The organism is Micromonospora sp. NPDC049081, from assembly GCF_040648835.1.
In the GTDB taxonomy this organism is placed as follows: Bacteria; Actinomycetota; Actinomycetes; order Mycobacteriales; family Micromonosporaceae; genus Micromonospora; species Micromonospora antibiotica.
In genome coordinates this window covers 129,821-153,354 of record NZ_JBEZEK010000003.1, presented here as the reverse complement: position 1 = coordinate 153,354, position 23,534 = coordinate 129,821, and the positions used below count along the sequence as shown (strand labels likewise).

Sequence of the window (23,534 nt, the reverse complement as noted above, 5' to 3'; positions counted from 1 at the left end):
AGTTGTGCGGGTGTGTCGTGACGGGGGAGCGGTCGGCGCGGCTCACCGCGCCGCGCCCGCGGCCCAGATGTCCTTGATCGATGTCTCCAGGTCGCGTACCGGCGACCAGCCCAGCTCGCCGGCCCGGCCGATGCCGGCCTGGATCCAGTCGACCGCCTGCGAGCGCTGCGGTCCGAGGCCCACCTCGCGGATCCGGCCGTCGTAGCCCGCCGCGCCGGCCAGCAACCCGACCGCCTCCCGGGCGGTGACCGCCCGGCCGCTGCCGGCGTTGACCACCCGGTGCGGCAGTTCGGGTGCGAGCGTCGCCGCGACGATCAGCGCGGCGAGGTCCCGCACGTCGACGAAGTCCCGGTACGCCGACAGCGGCCCCAGGGTGATCTCGGTGGCCCCGTCGGCCAGCGCGGCCCGCAACCGGTCCGCCGCCCGACCGAGCAGGTTCTCCTGCGACATGCCGGGGCCGATCGGGTTGAACACCCGCAACGAGACCGCGTCGACCTCGCCGGCCTCCCCGGCGAGCTGGAACAACCGGGTTCCGGCCAGGTGACTGACGCCGTACGCGCTGACCGGCCGGGCCGGGGCGTCCTCGGTGACCGGGAGCCGCTGCGGCACCGGCCCGTACTCCCCGGCCGAGCCGAGCCGGACCAGCCGGGCCTGCGGCACCGCGTCGGCGGTCGCCGCCAGCAGCTTCGCCGCGACCAGCGTGTTCGCCGTGACCAGTTGGGCGGCGCTGCCGGTGAGGGCGCCCACGCAGTTGACCACCGCGTCCGGGGCGACCTCGCGCAGCAATCCGGTGAGCGCGGCCGGCGTGCCGTCGAGCAGGTCGTGGGCGGCCCGCCCCGGGCAGATCACCTCGGTCACCCGGTGGTCCGCGGCCAACGCGTCGCGGGCGTGCCCGCCGATGAAGCCGGACGCCCCGAACAGCAGCACCCGGGTCACGTCAGCTCCCCGGCCCGCACGACGCCCGACAGGTCCGCGACGCCCGACAGGTCGCCGACGGCCAGCGGCTCGGTCCCCTCGGCAACGGCCAGCGGTGTCGTCCCCTCGCCGATGGCGACCTCGACCGGCCCCGACCGGCTGGGCAGCAGGATCGGTTTGAGCTGGGGGAACGAGCGGTTCGCCTCGTCGTAGTCCTCCGGCCGGCCGATGTCGAGCCAGAACCCGTCGAACGGGTACGTCATCGGCGGGTCACCGCCCGCGAGCAGGTCCAGCACCAGTTGGTCGAAGCCGAGGGCCAGCCCGGCCTGATAGGGCTCCAGGGTCCGCCGCGACATTCCGTAGACGCCCATGCTGACCGGGTAGCGCAGCGCCGGCTTCTCCCGGAACCCGACCACCCGGCCGGCGTCCACGTCGAGCACGCCGAAGTCGATCCGGTGTACCCGCTCGGAGGTCGCCAGGGTCAGGCCGGCGCCGGAGAGCTGGTGGCTGCGCAGCAGGTCGCCGTAGTCCAGGTCGGTGAGGACGTCACCGTTCATCACCAGGAACTCGTCGGGCAACCGGTCCTTCAGGCCGAACAGCGGGCCCACCGTGGACAGCGGCTTGTCCTCCTCGATGTAGTCGATGGTCAGGCCCCACCGGTTGCCGTCACCCACGAAGGCCCGGATCAGCGGGCCGAGATGGTTGATCGCCAGGGTCACCGAGGTGAACCCGCGCGAGGCGAGCTGGTCGAGCACGATCTGCAGGATCGAGTGGCTGTCCCCGATGGGCATCAGGGGTTTCGGCAGCGTCGTGGTGTACGGCTTCAGCCGCACCCCTTTGCCGCCGGCAAGGATCACCGCGTGCAACCGGACCTCCCCATAGGTCTCGAGTGGACTATCGGTAGTGCCGAACCTGCCCGATCACCGGAAGCAGACCGAGCGCGAACAGTGCCTGGAGCAGCAGCACGCTGCCCAGGTACAGCGAGGTGTCGGTGACCGGGCTGCCGCCCTGCCCGAGCAGCGGGGCGACGCCGAGCAGCGCGCCGAGGCCGACGTGCAGCGTGACCACGACCGTCATGGACAGGCACAACCAGCCGTACCGGCCCTGCCCGGCCAGCAGGAAGGCCAGGTAGTACGCCCCGGCGAGGGCGACGTGCGCGGCCGTCATCACCACCCCGGCGGTGGAGAGCACGCCCAGCTGGGTCAGCCCGGCGAGCAGCAGCACCCCCAGCCCCGCCGGCACCGCGAGGCACGCCGCGACCTCCCGGCCGATCGCCCGCCAGATCCCCACGACGAAGCTGCGCGGGAGCCGGGCCCGCCGGGACAACGCCACCCCGGCCGCCCAGAACCGGCTGGTCCGCCACTCGACGAACCCCATCGACAGGATCAGCGGCACCGCCGACGCCGCGACGTCCCACTGCCCCAGCAGGTACGGCGCCTGCGCGTGGAAGAGCAACGCCGCCGAGCAGAACCCGTAACCGGCGACGCCGAGCAGGGTGGACACCGGTGGCCAGAGCGGGTCCCGGGGTGCCGGCTCCGTCGACCGGGCGGCGGAGCGGGTGGCCCAGAGCCCGGCGGCGAAGGCGACCAGCACGCCGAGGGCCGCCGCGCCCACCGCCCAGCGCCGCTCGGTCGCACCGCCGGTGCTCAGGAAGACCGCGCTGCCCAGCACGGCCGGGACCATCGCCCCGGCCAGCCAACCCTCCCGCCGGTAGAAGATCAGCAACGTGCTGGCCAGTTGGTACGTCAGTTGGCAGAGCATCATCGCGGCGAGCGGCAGGCCACCGTAGGGCAGCATCACCGCACCGGCGGCCAGGCCGAGCAGGGGAGCGGTCAACGCGGCGATCCGCAGCACCCGGCTGGCCGAGCGGGCCCGACCGAGGCCGAGCAGGCGGAACGCCGCGTAGGCGACCATCCCCGACCAGATCCAGCCGACCGTCCCGGCGAGGATCAGGCCGACCACCAGGCCCGGCCGTCCCACGACCGACAACACGGCGGGGAACGCGGCGCTCGGCAACACGTACAGCAGGCCGTGCGAGATCGTCCGCAGGTCGGCCCACCGGTCGCGGTCGGTCGCCGACGTGGTGCGCGGCCCGTCCACCATCTCCGGGGTCGGCCCCAGCCGTCGGAACACCTCCAGGGCCAGGACGAAGACGTCCCGGTAGCCGTACTCGACCTGGGCGGCCCGGTCGGTGTGCCCGTCGGCCTCCAGGGCGGCGGCGACCTGGAGCGCGTCCACCGCCCGGGTCAGCTGGGGCCGGACCCGCTCGACCAGGTCGTCGACCGGGTCGGTGGAGATCCGGGGCAGCAGGATCGTGCGCTCGGGGTTGTCCGCCCGCCCGTCGGACGGCCCCGGCTCGGTGGTCATCGTGGCGGCGGGGCGGAACAACGGGTCGGTGACGTCCGGGTCCTTGGCTCCGGTCATCAGCGGCCACCGCGCAGGATGGCGATCGTCTGCTCGTCGTCCGGGCCCGGTGTGGTCGGTTGCGGCAGCTCCGGCCCGGACGAGTTCGGGTCGTGGTGGGTCCGGTAGGCGGCCGACGAGTACTGCTCGGGTCCACGCTGGCGGGGCACCCGCCCGGCCACGGGGGTCGCTTCCGGCCGGACGGTGACGGGGGTCGGCTCGGGCCGGACGGTGACGGGGGTCGGCTCAGGCCGGGCGACGGGGGCCACCTCTGGTGGGGCGGCGAACGGGGCGGCGGGGCGAGCGGTGACGGACGCCACTCCGGGGCGGGTCGGCCGGTTCGGGACGCGTACCCAGCCCTGGGCCTGACCGCGCAGCCGCTTCGGCGCGGGGGAGGTGGTCCGGGGCGCGGCGAGTCCCTCGTAGATGTCGCGGTACGCCTGCAACGAGCGTTGCAGGGTGAACCGCTCCAGCACCCGGCCCCGGGCGGCCGCCCCGAGGCGTAGCCGCAGCTCCCGGTCGTTGAGCATCTTGACGCAGGCGGCGGCGATCGCGGGTACGTCACGCGGTGCGACGACGAATCCGGTGTCACCGACCGCCTCGGCGACCCCGCCGACGTTGGTGCACACCGTCGGCCGGCCGCACGCCATCGCCTCCACCACGGTGTAGGGAAAGCCCTCGGAGATGCTGGTCAACGCCACCAGGCTGCCGGCGTGGTACGCCTCGACGGCACTGCCGACCCGGCCCTCCAGGACCGCGTGCCCGGTCAGCCCGAGTTCGTCGATCAACGCCTCGCAGCTCTCGTGGTAGACCTTGTTGGCGGCCGGGGTCCCGCCGAAGATGCGCAGCCGGGCGTTCGGGATCTCCACGCGGACCAGGGCGAACGCCCGGATCAGGGTGTGCAGGTCCTTGAGCGGGTCGATCCGGCCCATGAACGAGATGGTCGGCACGTCCGGCTCGCCGGCCGCGGGTGGGAACTCGTCCGGGTCGACGCCGTTGTACATCGTCCACATCCGCTCGGGGTCGGCGCCGTTGTGCAGCTGCCACCGCCGGTTGTACTGCGAGTGCGGCGCGAGCGCGCCGGTGATCAGGTAGGCCGCACCGGCCAGCGAGCGGAAGAAGCTCAGCACCAGCACCCGTACCGGGTGCGGTGCGTCGTCGTGCAGGTAGGAGATGTAGCGCTCGCGCAGGTAGATGCCGTGCTCCGAGAGCACCAGCGGGGTGCCGTACGTCCAGGTGGCGGCCATCCCGACGAGGGTGGAGAGACCGTTCATCGACGAGTGCACGATGTCGGCGCGTACCGGTGGCGCGCTCAGCGGCCGCAGCATGTGCGAGATGAGCCAGGCCGCCTCCAGCGCGTCGGCGACGGTGGGGGCGGGCCCGGTCTCCTCGACCCGCAGGGTGTGCCAGGCCTCCAGCATCATCCGCAGCGCCTCGTTGGACAGCAGGGCCGCGCTCAGGTCACCACCGCCGGAGGCGTACTCGAACATGCCGCGCAGGGCGAGCAGGAAGGTGCTGCGGTTGACCGCGCCGGCCTGGGAGCGGGTCGACTCCAGCGGGGTGACCAGGGCCCGCAGGAACACCTCGTAGGACTGCATGAACTCGGTGCCGGGCCGTCCGGCGGGGACCAGCACCCCCCGCCGGGGGCGGCGGCCGGTCGGCCGGCCGCCCCACAGCGGGATCGAGTGCACACGGTCGAGGTTGGCCGGCCGGTCGAACACCGGCTCCTCGGTGCCGTCCACGGTGAGCGCCACGACCTCCCACCGGTAGTCCGGCATTCCCCGGATGAGCTGTTCGCACCAGATGCTCACCCCACCCATCGCGTACGGGTAGGTGCCCTCCGAGACCAGTGCGATCCTCACCAATTGCTCCCGTTTACCTTTGCTGTTCTGAAGTCGCCGTCTCGCCCTACAGGCGAGGCGCGGCGGTGAACGTGACCGGGGTGTTCGCCGCCAGCGTCACCGGGACGGTGACGTCGGTGCCGTAGGTGCCGGCACCGGTGGTGGTGGCGGCCACGCCCCCGAGTTGGAGCGAGCCGGCGGCCGGCGAGGTCACCGTGATCTCACCGGTGGTCCGGTCGTAGATCGCCGACGCCCCGGCGCTGAGCGCGGCGAAGTGGGCCGTACGCGCCCTGGTGTAGGTGGCGATGTCGGTCCACGCCGTGTTCAGCAGCGGCACCGAGTAGTAGGAGCTGTACTTGGTCAGCACCGCGCCCACCCAGTCGGTGACCAGGCTGTTGCCCGAGCCGTAGTCGCGCACGTTGGCGACGTGGAACGTGTGCGCGTAGATCGAGCCGGACGTCACGTGCTGCAGGCCCACCGAGGCCTCGTAGTCCAGGAGTTGGGCGTAGGTGCGGTCGGTGGGCCAGTAGGGGAAGTGGCCGTTCGGGCCGTAGAACGCGTTGTAGAAGTGCGTCTCCTCGGCCTGGTTGGTGGTGTGGTAGGCGATGTTGGTCGGCCAGCACGGCACCACCGCGATGCTCGGGTCCAGCGGGTGGGCGGTGGCCGCGTTGAAGTGCGCCGGCACGTGACTGGCGAACGACATGTTGCCCGCCAGCGTGGTGATGCCGAGGTCGCCGGCCGCGTCGATCAGGTCCGGGTTGGACGCGGCGAGGCCGTAGTCGGTGAGCACGCCGCTGGAGTTGTTGTAGACCCCGAGGCCGGAGTACTCGGGGGTCTTCAGCACGCTGGACGGCGGGTTCAGCCCGATCGAGGTGCCCGCGGTCTGGTTCGCGGTGATCTCGTCGTGGGTGGTGGTGTAGTCGGTGGTGTTCAGCGCGGGGTGGGTCAGGGTGTGGTTGATCCACCGGAAGTTGTTCTTCAGGCACTTCGTGGTGGCGGTCAGCGTGGTGGCGTCGCCGTTCGGGCTGCACGTGTTGCCGGCGAACGGGTCGATCTCGGCGCCGTTGTAGGGGACGTTGAAGGTGAACCCGGACGCCAGCGGGTGCGCGGCGCGCAGCGCGGTCTGCTTGGCGTCGAGGTTGACCGCGTCGTGCCCGGTGGTCTGGAAGCCGGGGCTGTACTCGACGGTGCCGTCTTCCTTGTAGTGGTCGGAGAAGCTGAACCAGTCGTCGATGTCGACGTTGAGGTGGTGCTTCTGCTCACCGAAGTGCAGGCCCTTGGTCGCCCACCGGATCAGGCCGTAGACCAGCAGGTCCGAGTGGAGCAGGTACTGGTTCGAGGTGAACGTCAGGGCGAGGCGCTCCCGACCGTCGCCCGAGGTCGTGCGGACGGCCAGCACGTTGGACCCGTTGGTCAGCAGGGCGTCGGCGTTGCAGCCGCTCTTGATCGACGTCTTGTAGACGTAGGACTGCGTCACCGGGATCTCGGCGGTGCTCTTGAGGTAGTCGAAGACCCCGGCGCCGGCGGTGGTCAGCGAGACCGGCAGGGGGGTGTCGCCGACCGCGGTCTCGCCTGCGGAGTTGAGGCAGTAGTCCTCCGGCCAGGTGCCGTAGCTGGTGTAGAGGGCGACCTGCCGGACCTGGAAGTTGCGCTCGTAGGCCCAGAGGGTGGTCCACTCCGTGCTGCTGAGGCCCTCCAGGTAGTTGCCGCCCGACTCGTAGATCAACATGCTGTTGGTGAGCAGGATCGCGTTGTACTTGCCGACCCCGTTGGAGTCGACGAGCGTGCTCGCCGAGAGGGTCTGGCTGGCGGTGTAGATGATGTCGTAGCTCGCGCCGACCCGGTCGAGGGTGGTGGTGAGCGTGGCTACGCCGAAGTCCGCCGTGTTGGTGGCCACGATCAGCGACCGGAGGGCGACCTTGTCGTTGATCGCCTGGGTGCCCACGCCGCCGCTGCGGGCACCCGACGACGACGGGGCGACCTTGACGGTGCCGGCCCGGGTGGGCAGCGGGCCGGGGCGGGACTCCTTCTTGGCGGCGACCTGGCCGAGTCCGGGCGCGCTCGGCGGCTGGGCCAGCGTGCGCGGCGCGGTCGGCGGCTGGGCGAGGCCCGGGGTCTGGGTGCCGAGCAGGACCGTGAGTGCGGTCAGCCCGGCGAGGGCGAATCGGTTCGCGCGACGACGGGTAGGTCCGGTGTGGACCATGTGGTGACCTCCGATGAGGAGATGTGAACAATGCCGCCGATCCTGTATGGATGACGGGGTTGCCATCGAAGGCTAGCAATTGTTGGTGCGGATTCCGCGCATGATCCTGTCGCATGTGGACCATTGACGCAAGCTGGGTCGGGTGTTAGTGCCGGGCACCCGGGCGTGACTTCCGGTAACGCGTTTTTTGCTGATCTTGACGGTGTTGCCGGTCGGCGTCAGCCATGCTGACGTGCTCTTTTCCAGAGGAGCCGAAACACCTCATTCACGTTCACTTCACACGGCTGTAGCCGGCGGTGGCCAGAATGTGGGCCGTGGTCGGGCGTGGAACCGGGCTTACCTCAGCCATTCGCTCGGGTTGCGGCAATTGAGGTGCGGCAAGAATGGCCGATCAGTCCATGCTGGCCCGCCGATCAGCCGATTACCCGACCATCCCTTCGGTTGACGGTGCCCCGTGCGGCCGGTACGCGGTGGGCCGGGGCGTGGAGTGATCAACGTTTTCCCAGTTCAAAGCCCTGTTTCGGGGATGTGGGTGGGGTCGTGCGTGCCTTTTGTCGGGCAATCGCTTGATCGGCGGCACATAGTGGAGAATGTTGAGTTTCCTCGACCCTGCGGGTGTGTGAACTCGACCGGAAATGGCGAATACCACGGCGCTGACCGCCGAATCAGCCAGTTTCGGCAGAAGCGGTTCCCAGCGTCAGGAGTTGCCCATTCCCATCCTTTGGAAGTCGTCCGCTGTCTCCCCTATCAGCGCCGTCCGGGCCAAATCGTTTTACTATCCGATCGGTTTCGTGGAACTTCCACGGGACGCAAATGCAGGAGTAGATGTGCGCGTCCTGAGCCGAAGGTGATGCCGGGACGAAACGGCAGCCGCCGGATCGGCGCATCCCCCGGCGCGGTCCCACTCGGCGGCTCGGTGGACAGGGCCCGACACCATCGGCCGCGCAGTTTCTCCCGGGCCCGGCCGACCGGCTGTCCGCCGGTGCCACCGCCGACGTGGGCCGACCGGCAGCCCCGGACGGCCCGACGCCTGCGGGTGACACCGGCGTCGACAGGTCAGGGCCGGCGCAGGTCGGGTGTCGTGGCCAGCAGGAGCGTCGAGCCGGCCGCCCAACCGGCCGCCCCGGCGAGGACCAGGCCCGGCGACGCGTGGGACAGCGACCAGGCGAAGACCGCGCCGGCCAGGACCGGCACCACCGACTCGGCGGCGGCCCCGATCCCGGTCAACGCCCCCTGCACGGTGCCCTGCTCGTCGGCCCGCACGATCCGGGAGAGCCACGCCTGCGCGGCGACGCCGCCGACCGTGGCGAGCACACCCACCGCCTGGAGCACGTGGAGCAGCCAGGGCGTCGAGACGAACGCCGTACCCGCCAGCGTGGCGACGCCGAGCACCCCGCCGAACACCGCGGCCCGCTTGTCCCCGAGCCGGCGCACGATCGGCCCGACGGCCCTGGCCTGGAAGAGCGCCCCGGCCAGGGCCCCCGCCGCCAGCACCACGCCGACCCGCGCGGTGCCCCAGGCGAACTGGTGGGTGAGGAAGAACGTCCAGGTCGACTGGTGGGTCATCCGGGCGACGTCGGCGCAGAACCGGGCGTACGCGAGCCGCCCGAGCACCGGTCGACGCAGCACGACGACGATGGCGCTGACCGGGTTCGCCGTCCGCAGGGTCAACGGGGTGCTGCGGTCGCCGGGCCGCGACTCGGGCAGCACGAGCCAGCCGTACCCGACGTTGGCGAAGGACAGCGCGGCGGCGGCGAGGAACGGCAGGCGTACGTCGACGGTGCCGAGCAGGCCGCCGACGACCGGCCCGGCCACGAAACCCAGCCCGAACGCGGCACCCACCGCCCCGAACGCACCGGCCCGGTCCTCGGGTGCCGTGACGTCCGCCAGGTATGCGTTGACCACGGTGTAGGTGCCCGCGCAGGCGCCGGCGAGGCTGTGGAACACCAGCAGCGTCCACGGGCCGGGGGAGCTGGCGTGGGCCAGCCAGTCGACGCCGAGGCAACCCAGCGAGACGAGCAGGACCGGCCGCCGGCCGTACCGGTCGGAGAGTTGGCCGAGCAGCGGCGAGACGACGAACTGCAACAGGCCGTAGAGCGAGCCGAGCAGGCCGGACCAGCGGACCGCGGCGGCGGCGTCGGCGGTGACGGCGGTCAACAGGGCCGGCACCGTCGGCACGATCAGGCCGAGCCCGAGCATGTCCAGGAAGACGGTGACGAGCAGGAAGGAGAGGGCGGGCGTCCGACGCATGGCGGCTCCTGGGCGGTGAGGGGGCAGGGCCCCCTCGCCACCCACGGTCAGCCGCAGGTACGGAGGATCAGATTATCGGTGCCGTCAAACGATTTTCCGGACCGTCGCGTCGTCCTCACCCCGGTCCGGTCGACCGGTGCGGGCAAGGGCACGCGACCCGGGCACGCGGGTCCGGTGCGGGCAAGGGCACGGGCACGCGGGTCCGGTCGGGTGGAGCGGGCGCGGGCCGGAGCCCGGTCGGGCGGGGTGGAACCTCAGCGCCGGCACCCGGACGGGCCGTCGCCGCCGGACGGCACGGAGGCGACCACCGCGTCGGAGACCGGGGTGAGCCACTGCAACGGCCCCTCGTACGCCCGGGGCACCGTCACCGTGACCGCCGTCTCCCGGTCGAGCGTGGTGAGCACGGTGGCATCCGACCGTTCGTCGGCATACCAGCAGACCCCGTTGACGGTCCACACGTCGGCGGTGGCGTCCACGGTCGGCTCGGGGCCACCGCAGGCGACGGTCAACGCCGGGTCGCCGTAGGCGGCGTTCTGCTCGGCACCGGCGGTCACCGGGCGCTGGGCGAGTTCCCGGACGGTGGCCGGCAGCTGCGACACCAGCGCCCGGCACACCACCCCCGGGCGCTCGGCCAACGCCGGGGCGGCCATCTCGACCGGGGCGCTGGACTGGGGGCGCAGGGTGGTCGGCGAAGCGCTAGGCGCGGCGACCGGCGGGTCCGGGGACAGCTTGGCGAAGGTGAACCCGGCCACGGCCACCGTCACCGGCACGGCGACCAGGGTGGCCCACAACGCGGCCCGCCGGGTCGACCGGTCCGCAGCGGGCCGGTCGGTGCTGGCCCGGTCGCTGGTGGGTTGGCCGGTGCCGGGCCGGTCGGTGCTGCCCCGGTCGGTGCTGGGCCGGTCGGTGGTGGGTGCGCCGGTGGCGGGCCGGTCGGTGCCGGGCGCGGCGTCGGTCGGGGTCTCGGGGGAGGGAGTCTTCTCGTCCACTTACAGGCGCACCACCGAACACGTGAGGGTGCGGGTGATGCCGGGCACCATCTGCACGTTGCTGACGATCAGTTTGCCGAGCTCGTCGACGGTGTTCGCCTCGGTGAGGACCACCACGTCGTACGGCCCGGTGACGGCGTCGACGCGTACCACGCCGGCAAGGTCCGCGATCAGACCGGCCACGTCCCGCGCCCGGCCCACCTCGGTCTGGATGAGGATGTACGCCTGTACCACGACTCGACCTCCGTCCGTCGCCGCCCAGGGGCGGCCCGAAGGGTGAAAATACCCTACGGAGCAGGCGCGATCCCTATCGGTGGTCGAGGTCAAGCAGCTAGCGAGCGTGTCGGAAGGAAGACATGGGTGTCGCGGACGTGGGCGAGTTCGGTCTCATCGACCGGGTTACCGCCCGGCTGACGTACGGAGCGTCATGCCTGCTCGGGCCGGGCGACGACGCCGCCGTGGTGGCCGCCCCCGACCGGCGGGTGGTCGCCTCCACCGACGTGCTGGTCGAGGGGCGGCACTTCCGGCGGGACTGGTCGAGCGCCCGCGACGTCGGGCACCGGGCGGCGGCGGCCAACCTCGCCGACGTCGCCGCGATGGGCGCGACCCCCACCGCCCTGCTGGTGGCCCTGTGCATCCCCGCCGACCTGGACACCGCCTGGGCGGAGGAGCTGGCCGACGGGCTGGCCGCCGAGGCGGCGCTGGTCGGCGCGGGCGTGGTCGGCGGCGACATGTCCGCCAGCCCCACCCTGACCATCGCGGTGACCGCCCTCGGCGACCTGGCCGGCCGGGCACCGGTGGTCCGCTCCGGTGCCCGGCCGGGTGACGTGGTGGCGCTGGCCGGCCGGACCGGGTGGGCCGCCGCCGGGTTGACCGTGCTCTCCCGGGGGTTCCGGACCCCGCGCCTGCTGGTCGAGGCGTACCGGCGGCCGGAGGTGCCCTACCCGGCCGGACCGGAGGCCGCCCGGCTCGGCGCCACCGCCATGATCGACGTGTCGGACGGGTTGCTGGCCGATCTGGGTCACCTGGCGAAGGCCAGCGGCGTCGGGGTCGACCTGCGCCGGGACGGCTTCGAGGTGCCCCCGCAGATGCGTGACGCCGCCCAGGCGCTCGGCGTCGACCCGTACACCTGGATCCTGGCCGGTGGCGACGATCACGCCCTGGTCGCCACTTTCCCCCCGGCGGTGACCCTGCCGTCGTCGTGGCGGACGGTGGGCCGGGTGGTCGAGGGCGTCGGGGTGACCGTCGACGGTGACGCGTACGACGGACCGGCCGGCTGGGAGCACTTCCGGTAAGGGGCAGTCGTACCCTTCACCCGTGAGTGAGATCGAGATCCGGCCGCTCGGCTTCGACTCGCCGGTGGCGCAGACGCTGATCCGGGCGACCATGGCCGACCTGGGCGTCCGGTACGGCGGCAGCGGCGACGACACCCCCATCGACCCGACCGAGTTCGTCCCACCGCACGGTGAGTTCCTCGTCGCCCACCTCGACGGTGCCCCGGTCGGCTGCGCGGGGTGGCGCAGCCACGGCGACGACGCCGCGGAGCTGAAGCGGATGTACACCGTGCCGGCCGTGCGGGGGCGCGGTGCGGCCCGCGCCCTGCTCGCCGCCGTCGAGGAGTCGGCCCGCCGGCACGGTCGCCGACGGATCATCCTGGAGTGCGGCGACCGGCAGCCCGAGGCGGTCGCCCTCTACACCTCGGCGGGGTACGAGCGGATCACCAACTTCGGCTACTACGCCGACGCCCCCGGCTGCCTGTCGTTCGGCCGGACACTCTGACCCGCCCGCCGCAGGGCCGTGCCACCGGGTGAATCCCCGACCCACCCGGCCGGTGCGGCGGTGTCAGGCGACGGTGAAGCGGAACCGGTCGGCACCGGCGCGGGCCGTGGCGGTCGCCTCCGCCGGGTCGGCGCCCCAGGCCAGCACGTGCCCGCCGCGCCGCACCGACGAGGTGACGTCACCGACCCGGTCGCCGACCGCCACGTCGAGCTGCACGGCCAGCACACCGGGCACCCGCCGGGCGTCGCGCAGCCCGTCGATCGCGGTGAGCGTCCCCGGCGGTGGCAGCAGGAACTCCACCGCCGCCGCCCCGGACGGCCGGGCCGGGAGCCGGGGCCGCTCGCCGCGCAGCGTCCGCAGGTAGGCGTCGATGAAACCGCACTCGTACGCCACCGAGACCAACGCGGAGATCATGTCGCCGGGCAGCCGGGCGGCGCACTCCACCAACGTCGGCACCCCGTCGGCGACGATCCACTCGCTGTGCAGCACACCGGTGCGGAAACCGGCCGCCGTCGCCAGCCGGGTGGCTGCCTCGACCAGTTCCGCCCGGCGGGCCGCCGGCAGCGCCGAGGGGACCGTGTGCCCGGTCTCCACCGGGCGACGACCCGGCAGCACCCGCTTGTCGGTGACGTTGCCGAAGCACACCTCGCCGTCGGCGACCAGCAGCTCGACGCTGTATTCCGGGCCGACCAGGGTCTGCTCGACCAGCACCTCGGTGGGCAGGTCGCTGGCCGCCTCCACCGGTTCCTCCGGGGCGGCGGTCGCCGACCAGGCCGCCGACACGTCGTCACCGGGGGCGATCAGTTGCACGCCGAGGCTGCCGGAGCGGCGGGTCGGCTTCAACACGCAGCGGCCACCGAACCGGGCCGCGAACGTCGCCGCCCGCTGCGGGGAGTCGACCAGCTCGTACGCCGGATTGGCCAGCCCGGCCCGGTCGGCGAGCAGGCGCATCCGGTGCTTGTCGGAGAAGACGTCGGCGGCCTGCGGGCCGGCCCCGGGCAGGCCCAGCCGGTCGGCGAGCCGGGCGGCGGCACCGACCGCGTACTCCAGGCCGGGCATCACCAGCCGGGCGGTGGTCAGCCCCGGCTCGCGGGCCAGCAACTCCTCGACGTCCAGCCCGGTCTGGTAGCGGGCGGACACCACCCGGGAGACCACCGGCAGGCGGGTCACCGTCGTGGTGACGTCCCGCCGGGCGATGATCTCCGGCTCCTCGACGAGTACCACGCTGCCCGGCGGCAGCTCCTCGCTGAACCAGCGCATGATGCCGATCGAGGCGCCCACCACGATCATCTCGTCAGGGCCCAGGTCAAGGTCCAACGGTCGTCCTCCGTACGGGTCGGCCACCGGGTGCGGGGACACGACAGTACCGGCGGGCCGGGACGGCCCGCCGGTACTGTCGGAGCTGGAGCGGTGGTGGTGTTACCTGATCAGGCGCGGGTGACCTTGCCGGCCTTGATGCACGAGGTGCAGACCTGGAGCTTCTTGGTGTTGCCGCCACCGGCCGGGGTACGCACCGACTGGATGTTCGGGTTCCAGCGGCGGTTGGTCCGCCGGTGCGAGTGGGACACGTTGTGGCCGAAGCCCGGCCCCTTGCCACAGACGTCGCACACGCTAGCCACGGGATACTCCTGAGATTGATACGTTCATGAGGTCGCCGGCAGGCGCTGCCCGGACAACCTGGCCAGGTTACCCGATGCACCCCCGCCCTGCCCAACCGGCCCGTCCCGGCCCGCTGCGGCGGGCAGCCGGTCACCGTCCAGGACGGCAGTGGCGGCCAGCCGGTCACCGTCCCGGACGGTGCGCGGACCGGGCCGGCCACCGTCGGAAGGCGTCGCCGCCGGCCCGCGCGGGGACACGCCGGCCGACCCCGGCGGGTGTCGGCCGCCGCCAGTAGGCTTCTGGCCGTGCTGGACACCCTCGACGCCGCCGCGGTACGCCGCTGGTGCGCGAGCGGTCTCGCCGCGCTGCGCCGGCACCAGGGTGAGATCGACGACCTCAACGTCTATCCCGTGCCCGACGGGGACACCGGCACCAACCTCGTGCTCACCCTCACCTCGGCCCAGCAGGCGCTCTCGGTGGGCCTCGGCACCCTGCCGGAGGACGGCGACACCGCGCACGGGCACGCGCTGCGGCTGATGGCCAGGGGTGCGTTGCTCGGTGCCCGGGGCAACTCCGGGGTGATCCTCTCGCAGCTCCTGCGCGGGCTCGCCGAGGCACTCGGCGGTGTGCCCACCGTCGCCGGCCGGGCGTTGGCCGGTGCGCTGCGTGACGCCACCACCGCCGCCTACGCCGCGGTGGCCCAGCCGGTCGAGGGCACGGTGCTCAGCGTGGTCGCCGCCGCCGCGACCGCCGCCGAGCAGGCCGACAGCGACGACCTGCGCACGGTGGTCCGGGCCGCCGCCGGGGAGGCGGCCCGCGCGCTGGCCCGCACCCCCGACCAGTTGCCCGCGCTGGCCCGTGCCGGGGTGGTCGACGCCGGTGGCCGGGGACTCTGCCTGCTGCTCGACGCCCTGGTCGAGGTGGTCACGGGGGAGCCTGCGGCCGGGCCCGCGCCGGTGACCCGGCCGGCCCGTGGGCCGCTGACCGCCGTCCGGGAGACCGGCTCCTCCGACTACGCCTACGAGGTGCAGTTCCTGCTCGACGCGCCGCACGAGGCGGTGACCCGGATGCGCGCCGAGCTGGCCACGCTGGGCGACTCGCTGGTGGTGGTGGGTGACGCCGGCACGCCGGCGGAGTCCGGCACCTGGAACGTCCACGTCCACGTCAACGACGTCGGGGCGGCCGTCGAGGCAGGGGTGGCCGCCGGCCGGCCGTACCGGATATCGGTGACCCGGTTCGCCGACCAGGCCGCGCCGGCCCGGCGACCCGGCCCCGCCGCCGACGGCCGGGCGGCCGTGGTGGTCGCGCCCGGCGTCGGCATCGCCGAGCTGTTCGGCGGGGAGGGCGCGACGGTGGTGCCGGGTAACCCGTCCACCGGCGAGCTGCTGGACGCGATCCGGGCCACCGCCGCCGCCCGGGTGGTGGTGCTCCCCAACGACCCGAACACCCAGGCGGTGGCGAACGCCGCCGCCCGGGAGGCGCACCGGCTCGGGGTGGAGGTGAGCGTGGTGCCGACCCGCTCGCCGGTGCAGGCGCTCGCCGCTCTCGCCGTCCGCGACCCGCAGCGCCGGTTCGCCGACGACGTCATCGCGATGGCCGAGGCCGCCGGTGCCTGCCGGTACGCCGAGGTGTGCCACGCCAGCCGGGAGGCGCTGACCGTGGCCGGCCCGTGCCGCCCCGGTGACGTGCTGGCCCTGGTCGAGGGGGAGGTCCACCTGATCGGCAGCGACCTGGTCGACACCTGCGCCGCCGTGGTCGACCGGATGCTCGGTGGCGGCGGTGAACTGGTCACCCTGCTCACCGGCGCGGACGCCCCCGCCGGCCTCGCCGAGGCGGTCCGGGCGCACGTGACCCGGCGCTGGCCCTTCGTCGAGGTGCAGGCGTATTCGGGTGGGCAACCGCACTATCCGCTCCTGGTGGGGGTCGAATGACGACGTCCGAGCCGGCCACGGTGGACACCGCGCTCACCAAGCTGGTGGGGGAGAAGACCGCCAAGGCGCTCGCCGGTCACCTCGACCTGCACACCGCCGGTGACCTGATCTACCACTTCCCGCGCCGGTACGACGAGCGTGGCGAGCACACCGACATCCGGTCGTTGGACGTCGGTGAGCAGGTCACCGTCCTGGCCCAGGTGCAGCGCACGGCGGTCCGCCCGATGCGGCAGCGGCGGGGCAACCTGCTGGAGGTGACCGTCGGCGACAACTCCGGCGGGACGCTGACGCTCACCTTCTTCGGCAACCAGGCGTGGCGGGAGCGGGAGCTGCGCCCCGGCCGGTGGGGGCTGTTCGCCGGCAAGGTCACCGAGTTCCGGGGCAAGCGGCAGCTCAACGGCCCGGAGTACGTCCTGCTCGGTGAGGGGGGCGAGGGTGAGGTGGCGGCCTCCGAGGAGGTCGAGGAGTTCGCCGGGGCGCTGATCCCGGTCTACCCGGCCGCCGCCGCCGTGCCGACCTGGGTGATCGCCCGCTGCGTCCGGGTGGTGCTGGACACCGTCACCCCGCCGGACGACCCGCTGCCCACGCCGATGCGGGTCGGCCGGAAGCTGGTCGGCATCGACACCGCGCTGCGCGAGATCCACCGGCCGTCCAGCAAGGAGGAGCTGTACCGGGCCCGTCGCCGGCTCAAGTGGGACGAGGCGTTCGCCGTGCAGCTGACCCTGGTGCAACGCAAGCTGCGGTCGGCGTCCTCGCCGGCCACCCCGCGCCCCGCGAAGGCGGGTGGCCTGCTCGACGCCTTCGACGCCCGGCTGCCCTACGAGCTGACCCCCGGGCAGCGCGACGTCGGCGTCGAGATCGCCGCCGACCTGGCCACCCCGCACCCGATGCACCGGCTGTTGCAGGGCGAGGTCGGTTCCGGCAAGACGGTGGTGGCGTTGCGGGCGATGCTCCAGGTGGTCGACGCGGGAGGTCAGGCGGCACTGCTCGCCCCGACCGAGGTGCTCGCCGCCCAGCACCACCGGGGCATGTTCGACCTGCTCGGCCCGCTGGCCCAGGCCGGTGAGCTGGGTGCGGCCGAGGACGCGACCCGGGTGGAGCTGGTCACCGGCTCGCTGGGCGCGGCAGCCCGACGGCGGGCCCTGGCCGAGGTGGCGCAGGGGCGGGCCGGCATCGTGCTCGGCACCCACGCCCTGCTCTACGAGGGGGTCGACTTCGCCGACCTGGGCCTGGTGGTGGTCGATGAGCAGCACCGTTTCGGCGTGGAGCAGCGCGACGCCCTGCGCGCCAAGGCTGACCAGCCACCGCACGTGCTGGTGATGACCGCCACCCCGATCCCCCGCACGGTGGCGATGACCGTCTACGGCGACCTGGAGACCTCCACCCTGTCCCAGTTGCCGCAGGGACGCTCCCCGATCGCCTCGCACGTGGTGCCGGTGGCGGAGAAACCAGCCTTCCTGGACCGGGCCTGGCGGCGGGTCCGCGAGGAGGTCACCGCCGGCCACCAGGCGTACGTGGTGTGCCCGCGCATCGGCGAGGGGCCGGCGGCCGAGGAGGAACCACCCCGCGAGGACGACAACGGACGACGTCCACCGCTGGCGGTGACCGAGGTGGCGCCGCTGCTCGCCGAGGGGCCGCTGCACGGGCTGCGGATCGGCGTCCTGCACGGGCGGCTGCCCGCCGACGAGAAGGACGCGGTGATGCGGTCCTTCGCCGACGGCGACCTGGACGTGCTGGTCGCGACCACGGTGGTGGAGGTCGGCGTGAACGTGCCCAACGCCACCGTGATGATCGTGCTGGACGCCGACCGGTTCGGTGTCTCCCAGCTGCACCAGCTGCGGGGCCGGGTCGGCCGGGGCGCGGCCCCCGGGCTCTGCCTGCTGGTCAGCGAGGCGGCCGAGGGTTCGTCGGCGCGGGAACGGTTGGACGCGGTCGCCTCCACCACCGACGGGTTCAAGCTGGCCGAGCTGGATCTGGAGCAGCGCCGGGAGGGTGACGTGCTGGGGGCGACCCAGTCCGGTCGTCGCTCGCACCTGCGGCTGCTGTCCCTGCTGCGCGACGCCGACCTGATCCGGGACGCCCGCGCCGAGGCGCTCACCCTGGTCGAGCAGGACCCGCAGTTGGCGCGGCACCCGGCGCTGGCCGCCTCGGTTGCCGCCCTGGTCGACGAGGAACGCGCGGAATACCTGGAGAAGGGCTGACCGCCGCCCCGGGCGTCGGGGACGGCGGTCGGCCGTCGGGGCACCGGTCGACCCGCCGGCCGGCGTCCCCGGGACGGGTGGGCTACCGCCCGGCGGCATCCCTTGGACAAGGGGCTACCGCCCGGCGGCGTCCCTTGGACAAGGGGCTACCGCCCGGCGGCGTCCCCCCTCGGACGGAGGGCTACCGCCCGGCGGCTCAGGGGCGGCGTTTCTCGACGACGGTCCAGCCGGTCCAGCCCCGGTCGGCGACGAGTCTGCGCAGTCGCCTGACGACGGGATGGGCGGCGTCGGCGAACGAGTCCATCAACCGGACGAACGCGGGGTCCGGGGTGACCTCCTCCTGCATCTCCAGCTCCCCGGCGGCCTCCGCCTGCGCGAACAGGTCGGCCATCAGGTCGGCCGTCTCGCGCAGTAACTCCTCGTCCTGCCAGTTCTCGGCGACCCGGCCGATCAGCCGGTAGAGCTGGATGACCTGGGGGTTGTCCAGCTGGGCCACCTTGTCGGCCATCAACCCCCTGATGGCGTCCGGCCACCGCGCCGCCATCAGGATCCACCCGTCGCGTTCGGCCTCGACGGCGACCGGTGGCACCCCGGCGGCGCGGAGCCGGTCCAGGTAGTCGACCACCTCCGCGGGGACGGCGAGGGTGTCACCGCCGCTGAGCCGGGCGATCCGCCGCCGGTGCTCCTGCAGCGCCCGGATCTGGGCCCGCAGCTGGCGGTCGATCTCGGCGGTCGCGGCGGTGAACGTCTCCGCGTCGGCGTCGAGCAGTTCGCGGACCCGGGCCAGCGGGACGCCGGCCTCGGCGAGGGTCCGGATCCTCACCAGCCGCACCACCGCAGCCGCGTCGTACGTCCGGTAGCCGGAGGCGTCGCGTTCCGGCTCCGGCAGCAACCCGATCTGGTGGTAGTGCCGTACGGCGCGGATGGTCACCCCGGCGTAGGACGCCAACCGTCCGATCGTCAACATGGCCTCAGCCTGCCCGACGTGGGAGCACCGTCAACCGACCTTGCGGTGGTGGACGGCCATCGCGCCGGCGTACGCGAGGACGAGGAGGCCGGCGCACCAGGCGAGCGCGGTCCAGATGTCGCCGCCCACCGGCTGGCCGGCGAACAGGGCGCGGATCGTGTTCACGATGGACGTCACCGGCTGGTGCTCGGCGAACGCGCGTACCGGGCCGGGCATGGTGTCGGTGGGCACGAAGGCCGAGCTGACGAACGGCAGCAGGATGAGCGGGTAGGAGAACGCGCTCGCGCCGTCGACGGAGGTGGCGGTGAGGCCCGGGATGACCGCGAGCCAGGTCAGCGCCAGGGTGAACAGCAGCATGATGCCGGCGACCGCCAGCCAGCCCAGCACGCCGGCCCCCGAACGGAAGCCCATGGCCAGCGCCACCAGCACCACCACCACTAGCGAGATCAGGTTGGCGACCAGCGAGGTCAGCACGTGCGCCCAGAGCACGGCCGAGCGGGCGATCGGCATGGACTGGAACCGTTCGAAGATGCCGCCCTTGAGGTCCAGGAAGAGCCGGTAGGCGGTGTAGGAGATGCCGGAGACGACCGTGATGAGCAGGATGCCGGGCAGCAGGTAGTTGACGTACCGGTCGGACCCGGTCTCGATCGCGCCGCCGAACACGTAGACGAAGAGCAGCAGGAACGCGATCGGCATGATCGCGGTGGTGATGATGGTGTCCGGGCTGCGGCTGATGTGTCGCAGTGACCGCCCCAGCAGGGCGGCGGTGTCACCGAGGAAGTGTCTGGTCATCGGGGTTCCTCAACTGCTCGTGCCGTCGGGGCGACGGCGTCCACGGTCTCATCGGTGCGGGTGCGGGTCCCGTCGTCGCCGTCGCCGACGATGGCCAGGAACACGTCCTCCAGGGTGGGCTGCTTCTCGACGTACTCCACGGTGGCGGGTGGGAGCAGCCGGCGGAGTTCGGCGAGCGTGCCGTCGGCGATGATGCGCCCGTGGTGCAGGACGGCGATCCGGTCGGCGAGCTGCTCTGCCTCGTCGAGGTACTGCGTGGTGAGCAGCACCGTCGTGCCCTGCCGGGCGAGTTCCCGGACGGCCTGCCACACCTCCAGCCGGCCCTGCGGGTCGAGCCCGGTGGTCGGTTCGTCGAGGAAGACCACCGGCGGGTCGCCGATGAGGCTCATCGCGATGTCGAGGCGACGGCGCATCCCACCGGAGTACGTGCCCACCCGCCGGCCTCCCGCCTCGGTGAGCGCGAAGCGGCCGAGCAGGTCGTCGGCGACCCGACCGGGGTCGCGCAGGTGGCGTAGCCGGGCGACCAGCACCAGGTTCTCCCGGCCGGTGAGGATCTCGTCGACGGCGGCGAACTGGCCGGTGAGGCTGACGGACTCCCGTACCCTCGCCGCCCGGGTGGTGACGTCGAGACCGTGCACGTGGGCCGTCCCGCCGTCGGGTTTGAGCAGGGTGGCCAGGATGCGTACCAGGGTGGTCTTCCCTGCCCCGTTGGCGCCGAGCAGGGCGAGGATGCTGCCCGGTGCCACGTCGAGGTCCACCCCGCGCAGCACGCGCAGTTCCCGGTAGGACTTCGTCAGGCCCCGGACCTGGATGGCGGGCCCGTGGGCCGGCGACATTGTCGATTGATCGGCTGACATGGCGTCAGCATCCGGGGTTGACGCTGCGGCAGGGTCAAGCCCGAAACGCGCGGGGCGCGTCGACCGGTCGGTCGACGCGCCCCGGGGGCGTGCTGCGGTCAGACGGTGAAGTGGATCCGTCGGCGTCGGGCGACGAGGAAGAGCACCGCGCCGGCCACCAGCAGGGTGGCCGCGCCGGCGGCGATGGCGCCGGCCGCCGCACCGGTCACCGGGAGGCCGCCGTCCTGGTCGCCGCCGCCACCGCCACCACCGGTGGACGGGCAGTCCTCCGGCTGCTCCCACTTCACCGGGCCGCCGGAGTCGAGGTCACCGGTGACGGTGACGGTGAGCCCCTTGGTGGCGGGGAAGCTGACCGTCCCGGTCCGTCCCGGCTCGACGGTGAGCTTCTTCGGCTCGCCCTTGTTGGGGGTGAAGACCGAGGTCAGCGGGGTGCCGTCCTCCGGGTTGCTGATCCGGAAGACCATCTTGTCGCAGCTGGACTCATAGCTGGCGTCGGGCGTGCCGGCCTCGGGCTGCTGGCAGTCCTCGGGCTTCTGCCACCCACCGGTGAAGTCCTTCATGCCGGCGGCGGCCACGGTGATGTCCTGCGCCTCCCCGGCGCTGAGCTTGCGGGTCTCGATCTTGCGCAGGGGGACGGTCACCTTCTCGGTGAAGCCACCGCTGCCGGTGATGGTGAACGTCGCCGCGGCGTTGCCGCTGCGGTTGACCAGGGTCAGTTCGACGTTGCCGTCGCAGTCGGACTCGGCGATCACCTCGGGGGCCGCCGAGCAGGTGCCCGAACCGCCGTTGAACCAGGCACGCGGGCCGGTGGAGCGGGCGCCGATGCCGGACGGGCTGCCGACCTTGCGGTCGCCGTACCGGTCACTGGTGTCGGTCAGCGGGTCGATCAGCTTGCTGCCGAAGACGAAGTCGACCTGGGTGTGGCAGTTCGGCACCTCGACGGCGAAGTCGAGGGTGGCCACCCCCAGCTCGCCCGGGGCGACCCCGGTGAACTTCTTGATCGACTTGTCGAGCACGTACTGCGGCACGGCGAACGTCGCCGACGGCGTCACGTACGACACCAGGGCCAGGTCCTGCTCCTCGCCCCGGCAGAGTGGGCCGTTGGTCAGGGTGATCGAGGCGCGGCCCGCCGGACCGTCGAAGGTGTGCGTGTAACGCGCGTCGGCGGCGGCGACACAGGACGACGTGGACTGCCCGCCCGCCGGGGTGGTGGCGGTCGCGCTCGCCGTCGTGGTGGGCGTGGGGGACGGCGAGGGTGAGCTGGCGCCCGCCGGGGCGGTGCAGGCGAGGACCGTGGCCAGGCCGGCCAGGGCGGCGGCGGTCACGGCGAGCGGTCGCCGTAGCGACAGCTGGGGACGGATCACGCGTACTCCCGGGGTGAGGGTGCGTCAGGGCGCGGCGGGGGTGGCGTTGCCTGGTCACGGCGCGTGTCGGGAGCGCCGTGACGACGCCGTGCGACGCCCTGGCCGGCGGAGCGGCACCGGCACCGGGCCGACCCTAGTGGGCCCGTCGATACGGACATAGTGCACGACGGGCACCGGGAGTGTTGTTATGTATTTGAGATCATTGATCTACTGAGGGTGATGTTCCGGTCACTCCGACGGGGTGCACCGCGCCGCCGGCCCGCGTCGGTGGTCGCGTAGCGTCACAGGCATGCGCAGGGAAAGACGGTGACCCGGATCGTGGCCGGCACGCTCGGCGGTCGGCGGATCGCCGCACCCCCCGGCGCCGGCACCCGCCCCACCTCCGACCGGGTGCGCGAGGCCCTGTTCAGCGCCGTCGCCGCCGAGGTGGACCTGGTCGGCGCGCGCTTCGCCGACCTGTACGCCGGCTCCGGCGCGGTCGGGCTGGAGGCGCTGTCCCGGGGGGCCGAGCACGTGCTGCTGGTCGAGTCCGATCCCCGGGCCGCCCGGGTGATCCGGGAGAACGTCGCCGCGCTCCGGGCCGCCCCGGCCGCCCGGCTGGTCACCGGCAAGGTGGCCGGCGTGCTCGCGGCCGGCCCCGGCGACGTGTCGTACGACGTGGTCTTCGCCGACCCCCCCTACGCGGTGCCGGACACCGAGATCGCCGCCCTGCTGACCGCGCTGGTGGAGCACGACTGGCTCGCCCCCGACGCGCTGGTGGTGGTCGAGCGGTCCACCCGTACCGGCCCGGTCGACTGGGTGCGGGGCATCACCGCCGAACGCAGCCGGCGTTACGGCGAGACCACTCTTTGGTACGGTCGCCGATCATGAGACGTGCGGTGTGTCCCGGCTCGTTCGACCCGGTCACCAACGGACACCTCGACATCATCGGACGGGCCAGCCGGCTCTTCGACGAGGTGATCGTCGGTGTGCTGGTGAACCAGTCCAAGAGTGGCCTGTTCACCGTCGAGGAGCGGATCGACATGCTCCGCGAGGTGACCTCCTCGTACGGCAACGTGCGGGTGGCGTCCTTCCGTGGGCTGCTCGTCGACTTCTGCCGGGCGCAGGAGGCGAGTGTGCTGATCAAGGGCCTGCGGGCGGTCAGCGACTTCGACTACGAGTTGCAGATGGCCCAGATGAACATCGGCCTGGCCGGCGTGGAGACCCTGTTCATGCCGACCAACCCGCTCTACTCGTTCCTCTCCTCCAGCCTGGTCAAGGACGTGGCCAAGTGGGGCGGCGACATCTCGTCCCACGTCCCCGACACCGTCCGGCAGGCGCTCGCGGCCCGGCTCACCACCCCGCGCCCCTGACCGCCCGCCGCCGGCCCCCCGACGCCGGGGCGGCGGATCGGAGGCGGGCGGCGCGTCGTGGCGGGGTGGTGAGGGCGGTGGTGGCCCGGGC

Annotated in this window: 20 protein-coding genes; 6 read left to right on the top strand and 14 right to left on the bottom strand. The window is 73.0% G+C overall.

Going from position 1 to position 23,534, the window contains the following annotated elements; all coding sequences use genetic code 11:
* Positions 1–42: 42 nt before the first annotated feature.
* The 8 genes from AB0B63_RS07775 to AB0B63_RS07740 all read right to left on the bottom strand — a co-directional run bounded on the left by AB0B63_RS07775 (position 43) and on the right by AB0B63_RS07740 (position 10,835).
* Positions 43–936: an NAD(P)-dependent oxidoreductase gene (locus AB0B63_RS07775; RefSeq protein WP_208567228.1), complete on the bottom strand. Its 894-nt coding sequence runs from the start codon at positions 934–936 to the stop codon at positions 43–45.
* The gene (locus AB0B63_RS07770) at positions 933–1,772 is read right to left on the bottom strand and encodes a nucleotidyltransferase family protein (RefSeq protein ID WP_357015970.1); all 840 of its coding nucleotides are present in this window, start codon (positions 1,770–1,772) and stop codon (positions 933–935) included. Before AB0B63_RS07770 ends, AB0B63_RS07775 begins: the two co-directional genes overlap by 4 nt.
* A 37-nt stretch (positions 1,773–1,809) precedes the next feature.
* On the bottom strand, positions 1,810–3,339 hold the full coding sequence (locus AB0B63_RS07765; RefSeq protein WP_357015589.1) for a hypothetical protein: 1,530 nt from the start codon (positions 3,337–3,339) through the stop codon (positions 1,810–1,812).
* Positions 3,339–5,180 (bottom strand): GT4 family glycosyltransferase PelF, encoded by a 1,842-nt coding sequence (gene pelF / locus AB0B63_RS07760; protein ID WP_357015586.1) that lies wholly within the window; start codon positions 5,178–5,180, stop codon positions 3,339–3,341. Before pelF ends, AB0B63_RS07765 begins: the two co-directional genes overlap by 1 nt.
* Positions 5,181–5,226: 46 nt before the next feature.
* On the bottom strand, positions 5,227–7,362 hold the full coding sequence (locus tag AB0B63_RS07755) for a hypothetical protein (RefSeq protein ID WP_357015582.1): 2,136 nt from the start codon (positions 7,360–7,362) through the stop codon (positions 5,227–5,229).
* Positions 7,363–8,418: 1,056 nt separating this feature from the next.
* Positions 8,419–9,612: an MFS transporter gene (locus AB0B63_RS07750; RefSeq protein ID WP_357015578.1), complete on the bottom strand. Its 1,194-nt coding sequence runs from the start codon at positions 9,610–9,612 to the stop codon at positions 8,419–8,421.
* 254 nt (positions 9,613–9,866) lie between these two features.
* Positions 9,867–10,403: a DUF3515 family protein gene (locus AB0B63_RS07745; protein ID WP_208567446.1), complete on the bottom strand. Its 537-nt coding sequence runs from the start codon at positions 10,401–10,403 to the stop codon at positions 9,867–9,869.
* 198 nt (positions 10,404–10,601) lie between these two features.
* Positions 10,602–10,835 (bottom strand): Lrp/AsnC ligand binding domain-containing protein, encoded by a 234-nt coding sequence (locus AB0B63_RS07740; RefSeq protein WP_088646044.1) that lies wholly within the window; start codon positions 10,833–10,835, stop codon positions 10,602–10,604.
* Positions 10,836–10,957: 122 nt separating this feature from the next.
* Between AB0B63_RS07740 and AB0B63_RS07735 the strand changes: the two genes are divergently transcribed.
* Positions 10,958–11,896 (top strand): thiamine-phosphate kinase, encoded by a 939-nt coding sequence (locus AB0B63_RS07735; protein ID WP_357015575.1) that lies wholly within the window; start codon positions 10,958–10,960, stop codon positions 11,894–11,896.
* Between the two features lie 22 nt (positions 11,897–11,918).
* Positions 11,919–12,380: a GNAT family N-acetyltransferase gene (locus AB0B63_RS07730; protein WP_208567222.1), complete on the top strand. Its 462-nt coding sequence runs from the start codon at positions 11,919–11,921 to the stop codon at positions 12,378–12,380.
* Between the two features lie 63 nt (positions 12,381–12,443).
* On the opposite strand, the gene AB0B63_RS07725 is transcribed toward AB0B63_RS07730, so the two are convergent.
* Positions 12,444–13,697 carry an ATP-grasp domain-containing protein gene (locus AB0B63_RS07725; RefSeq protein WP_357015571.1) on the bottom strand — a complete coding sequence of 418 codons (1,254 nt, stop codon included), beginning with the start codon at positions 13,695–13,697 and terminating at the stop codon, positions 12,444–12,446.
* Positions 13,698–13,807: 110 nt separating this feature from the next.
* On the bottom strand, positions 13,808–13,999 hold the full coding sequence (gene rpmB / locus AB0B63_RS07720; protein ID WP_007456456.1) for a 50S ribosomal protein L28: 192 nt from the start codon (positions 13,997–13,999) through the stop codon (positions 13,808–13,810).
* Positions 14,000–14,284: 285 nt separating this feature from the next.
* Here rpmB and AB0B63_RS07715 point away from each other — a divergent pair, with 285 nt between their 5' ends.
* Positions 14,285–15,910: a DAK2 domain-containing protein gene (locus AB0B63_RS07715; RefSeq protein WP_219468241.1), complete on the top strand. Its 1,626-nt coding sequence runs from the start codon at positions 14,285–14,287 to the stop codon at positions 15,908–15,910.
* Positions 15,907–18,111: an ATP-dependent DNA helicase RecG gene (recG, locus tag AB0B63_RS07710; RefSeq protein WP_357015567.1), complete on the top strand. Its 2,205-nt coding sequence runs from the start codon at positions 15,907–15,909 to the stop codon at positions 18,109–18,111. Before AB0B63_RS07715 ends, recG begins: the two co-directional genes overlap by 4 nt.
* Before the next feature lie 196 nt (positions 18,112–18,307).
* Here the strand turns inward: recG and AB0B63_RS07705 are convergent, their stop codons facing one another.
* From AB0B63_RS07705 to AB0B63_RS07690, 4 genes are all read right to left on the bottom strand, one after another.
* A complete protein-coding gene (locus AB0B63_RS07705) occupies positions 18,308–19,078 on the bottom strand; it encodes a MerR family transcriptional regulator (RefSeq protein ID WP_357015564.1) in 771 nt (256 codons plus the stop codon).
* A gap of 30 nt (positions 19,079–19,108) precedes the next feature.
* Complete coding sequence (locus AB0B63_RS07700; RefSeq protein WP_208567217.1) at positions 19,109–19,870, bottom strand: ABC transporter permease; 762 nt, start codon at positions 19,868–19,870, stop codon at positions 19,109–19,111.
* A complete protein-coding gene (locus tag AB0B63_RS07695; RefSeq protein ID WP_357015561.1) occupies positions 19,867–20,727 on the bottom strand; it encodes an ABC transporter ATP-binding protein in 861 nt (286 codons plus the stop codon). The genes AB0B63_RS07700 and AB0B63_RS07695 overlap by 4 nt, the downstream gene beginning before the upstream one ends.
* Before the next feature lie 98 nt (positions 20,728–20,825).
* Positions 20,826–22,091 carry a cell wall anchor protein gene (locus AB0B63_RS07690; protein ID WP_357015558.1) on the bottom strand — a complete coding sequence of 422 codons (1,266 nt, stop codon included), beginning with the start codon at positions 22,089–22,091 and terminating at the stop codon, positions 20,826–20,828.
* A gap of 306 nt (positions 22,092–22,397) precedes the next feature.
* Between AB0B63_RS07690 and rsmD the strand changes: the two genes are divergently transcribed.
* Together rsmD and coaD are read left to right on the top strand one after the other, a co-directional pair.
* Entirely contained in the window at positions 22,398–22,961 is a 564-nt protein-coding gene (gene rsmD, locus AB0B63_RS07685) for a 16S rRNA (guanine(966)-N(2))-methyltransferase RsmD (RefSeq protein WP_208567214.1), read from the top strand.
* Positions 22,958–23,443, top strand: coding sequence for a pantetheine-phosphate adenylyltransferase (gene coaD / locus AB0B63_RS07680; protein ID WP_219468256.1), 486 nt, complete (start codon positions 22,958–22,960; stop codon positions 23,441–23,443). Before rsmD ends, coaD begins: the two co-directional genes overlap by 4 nt.
* Positions 23,444–23,534 lie beyond the last annotated feature (91 nt).

What these genes read in the sequence shown, in the direction of transcription:
- coaD (WP_219468256.1), top strand. Translation starts at nt 22,958, where the DNA reads ATGAGACGTGCGGTGTGTCCCGGCTCGTTCGACCCGGTCACCAACGGA.
- AB0B63_RS07755 (WP_357015582.1), bottom strand. Translation starts at nt 7,362, where the DNA reads ATGGTCCACACCGGACCTACCCGTCGTCGCGCGAACCGATTCGCCCTC.
- AB0B63_RS07695 (WP_357015561.1), bottom strand. Translation starts at nt 20,727, where the DNA reads ATGTCAGCCGATCAATCGACAATGTCGCCGGCCCACGGGCCCGCCATC.
- AB0B63_RS07750 (WP_357015578.1), bottom strand. Translation starts at nt 9,612, where the DNA reads ATGCGTCGGACGCCCGCCCTCTCCTTCCTGCTCGTCACCGTCTTCCTG.
- recG (WP_357015567.1), top strand. Translation starts at nt 15,907, where the DNA reads ATGACGACGTCCGAGCCGGCCACGGTGGACACCGCGCTCACCAAGCTG.
- AB0B63_RS07765 (WP_357015589.1), bottom strand. Translation starts at nt 3,339, where the DNA reads ATGACCGGAGCCAAGGACCCGGACGTCACCGACCCGTTGTTCCGCCCC.
- AB0B63_RS07705 (WP_357015564.1), bottom strand. Translation starts at nt 19,078, where the DNA reads ATGTTGACGATCGGACGGTTGGCGTCCTACGCCGGGGTGACCATCCGC.
- AB0B63_RS07700 (WP_208567217.1), bottom strand. Translation starts at nt 19,870, where the DNA reads ATGACCAGACACTTCCTCGGTGACACCGCCGCCCTGCTGGGGCGGTCA.
- AB0B63_RS07735 (WP_357015575.1), top strand. Translation starts at nt 10,958, where the DNA reads ATGGGTGTCGCGGACGTGGGCGAGTTCGGTCTCATCGACCGGGTTACC.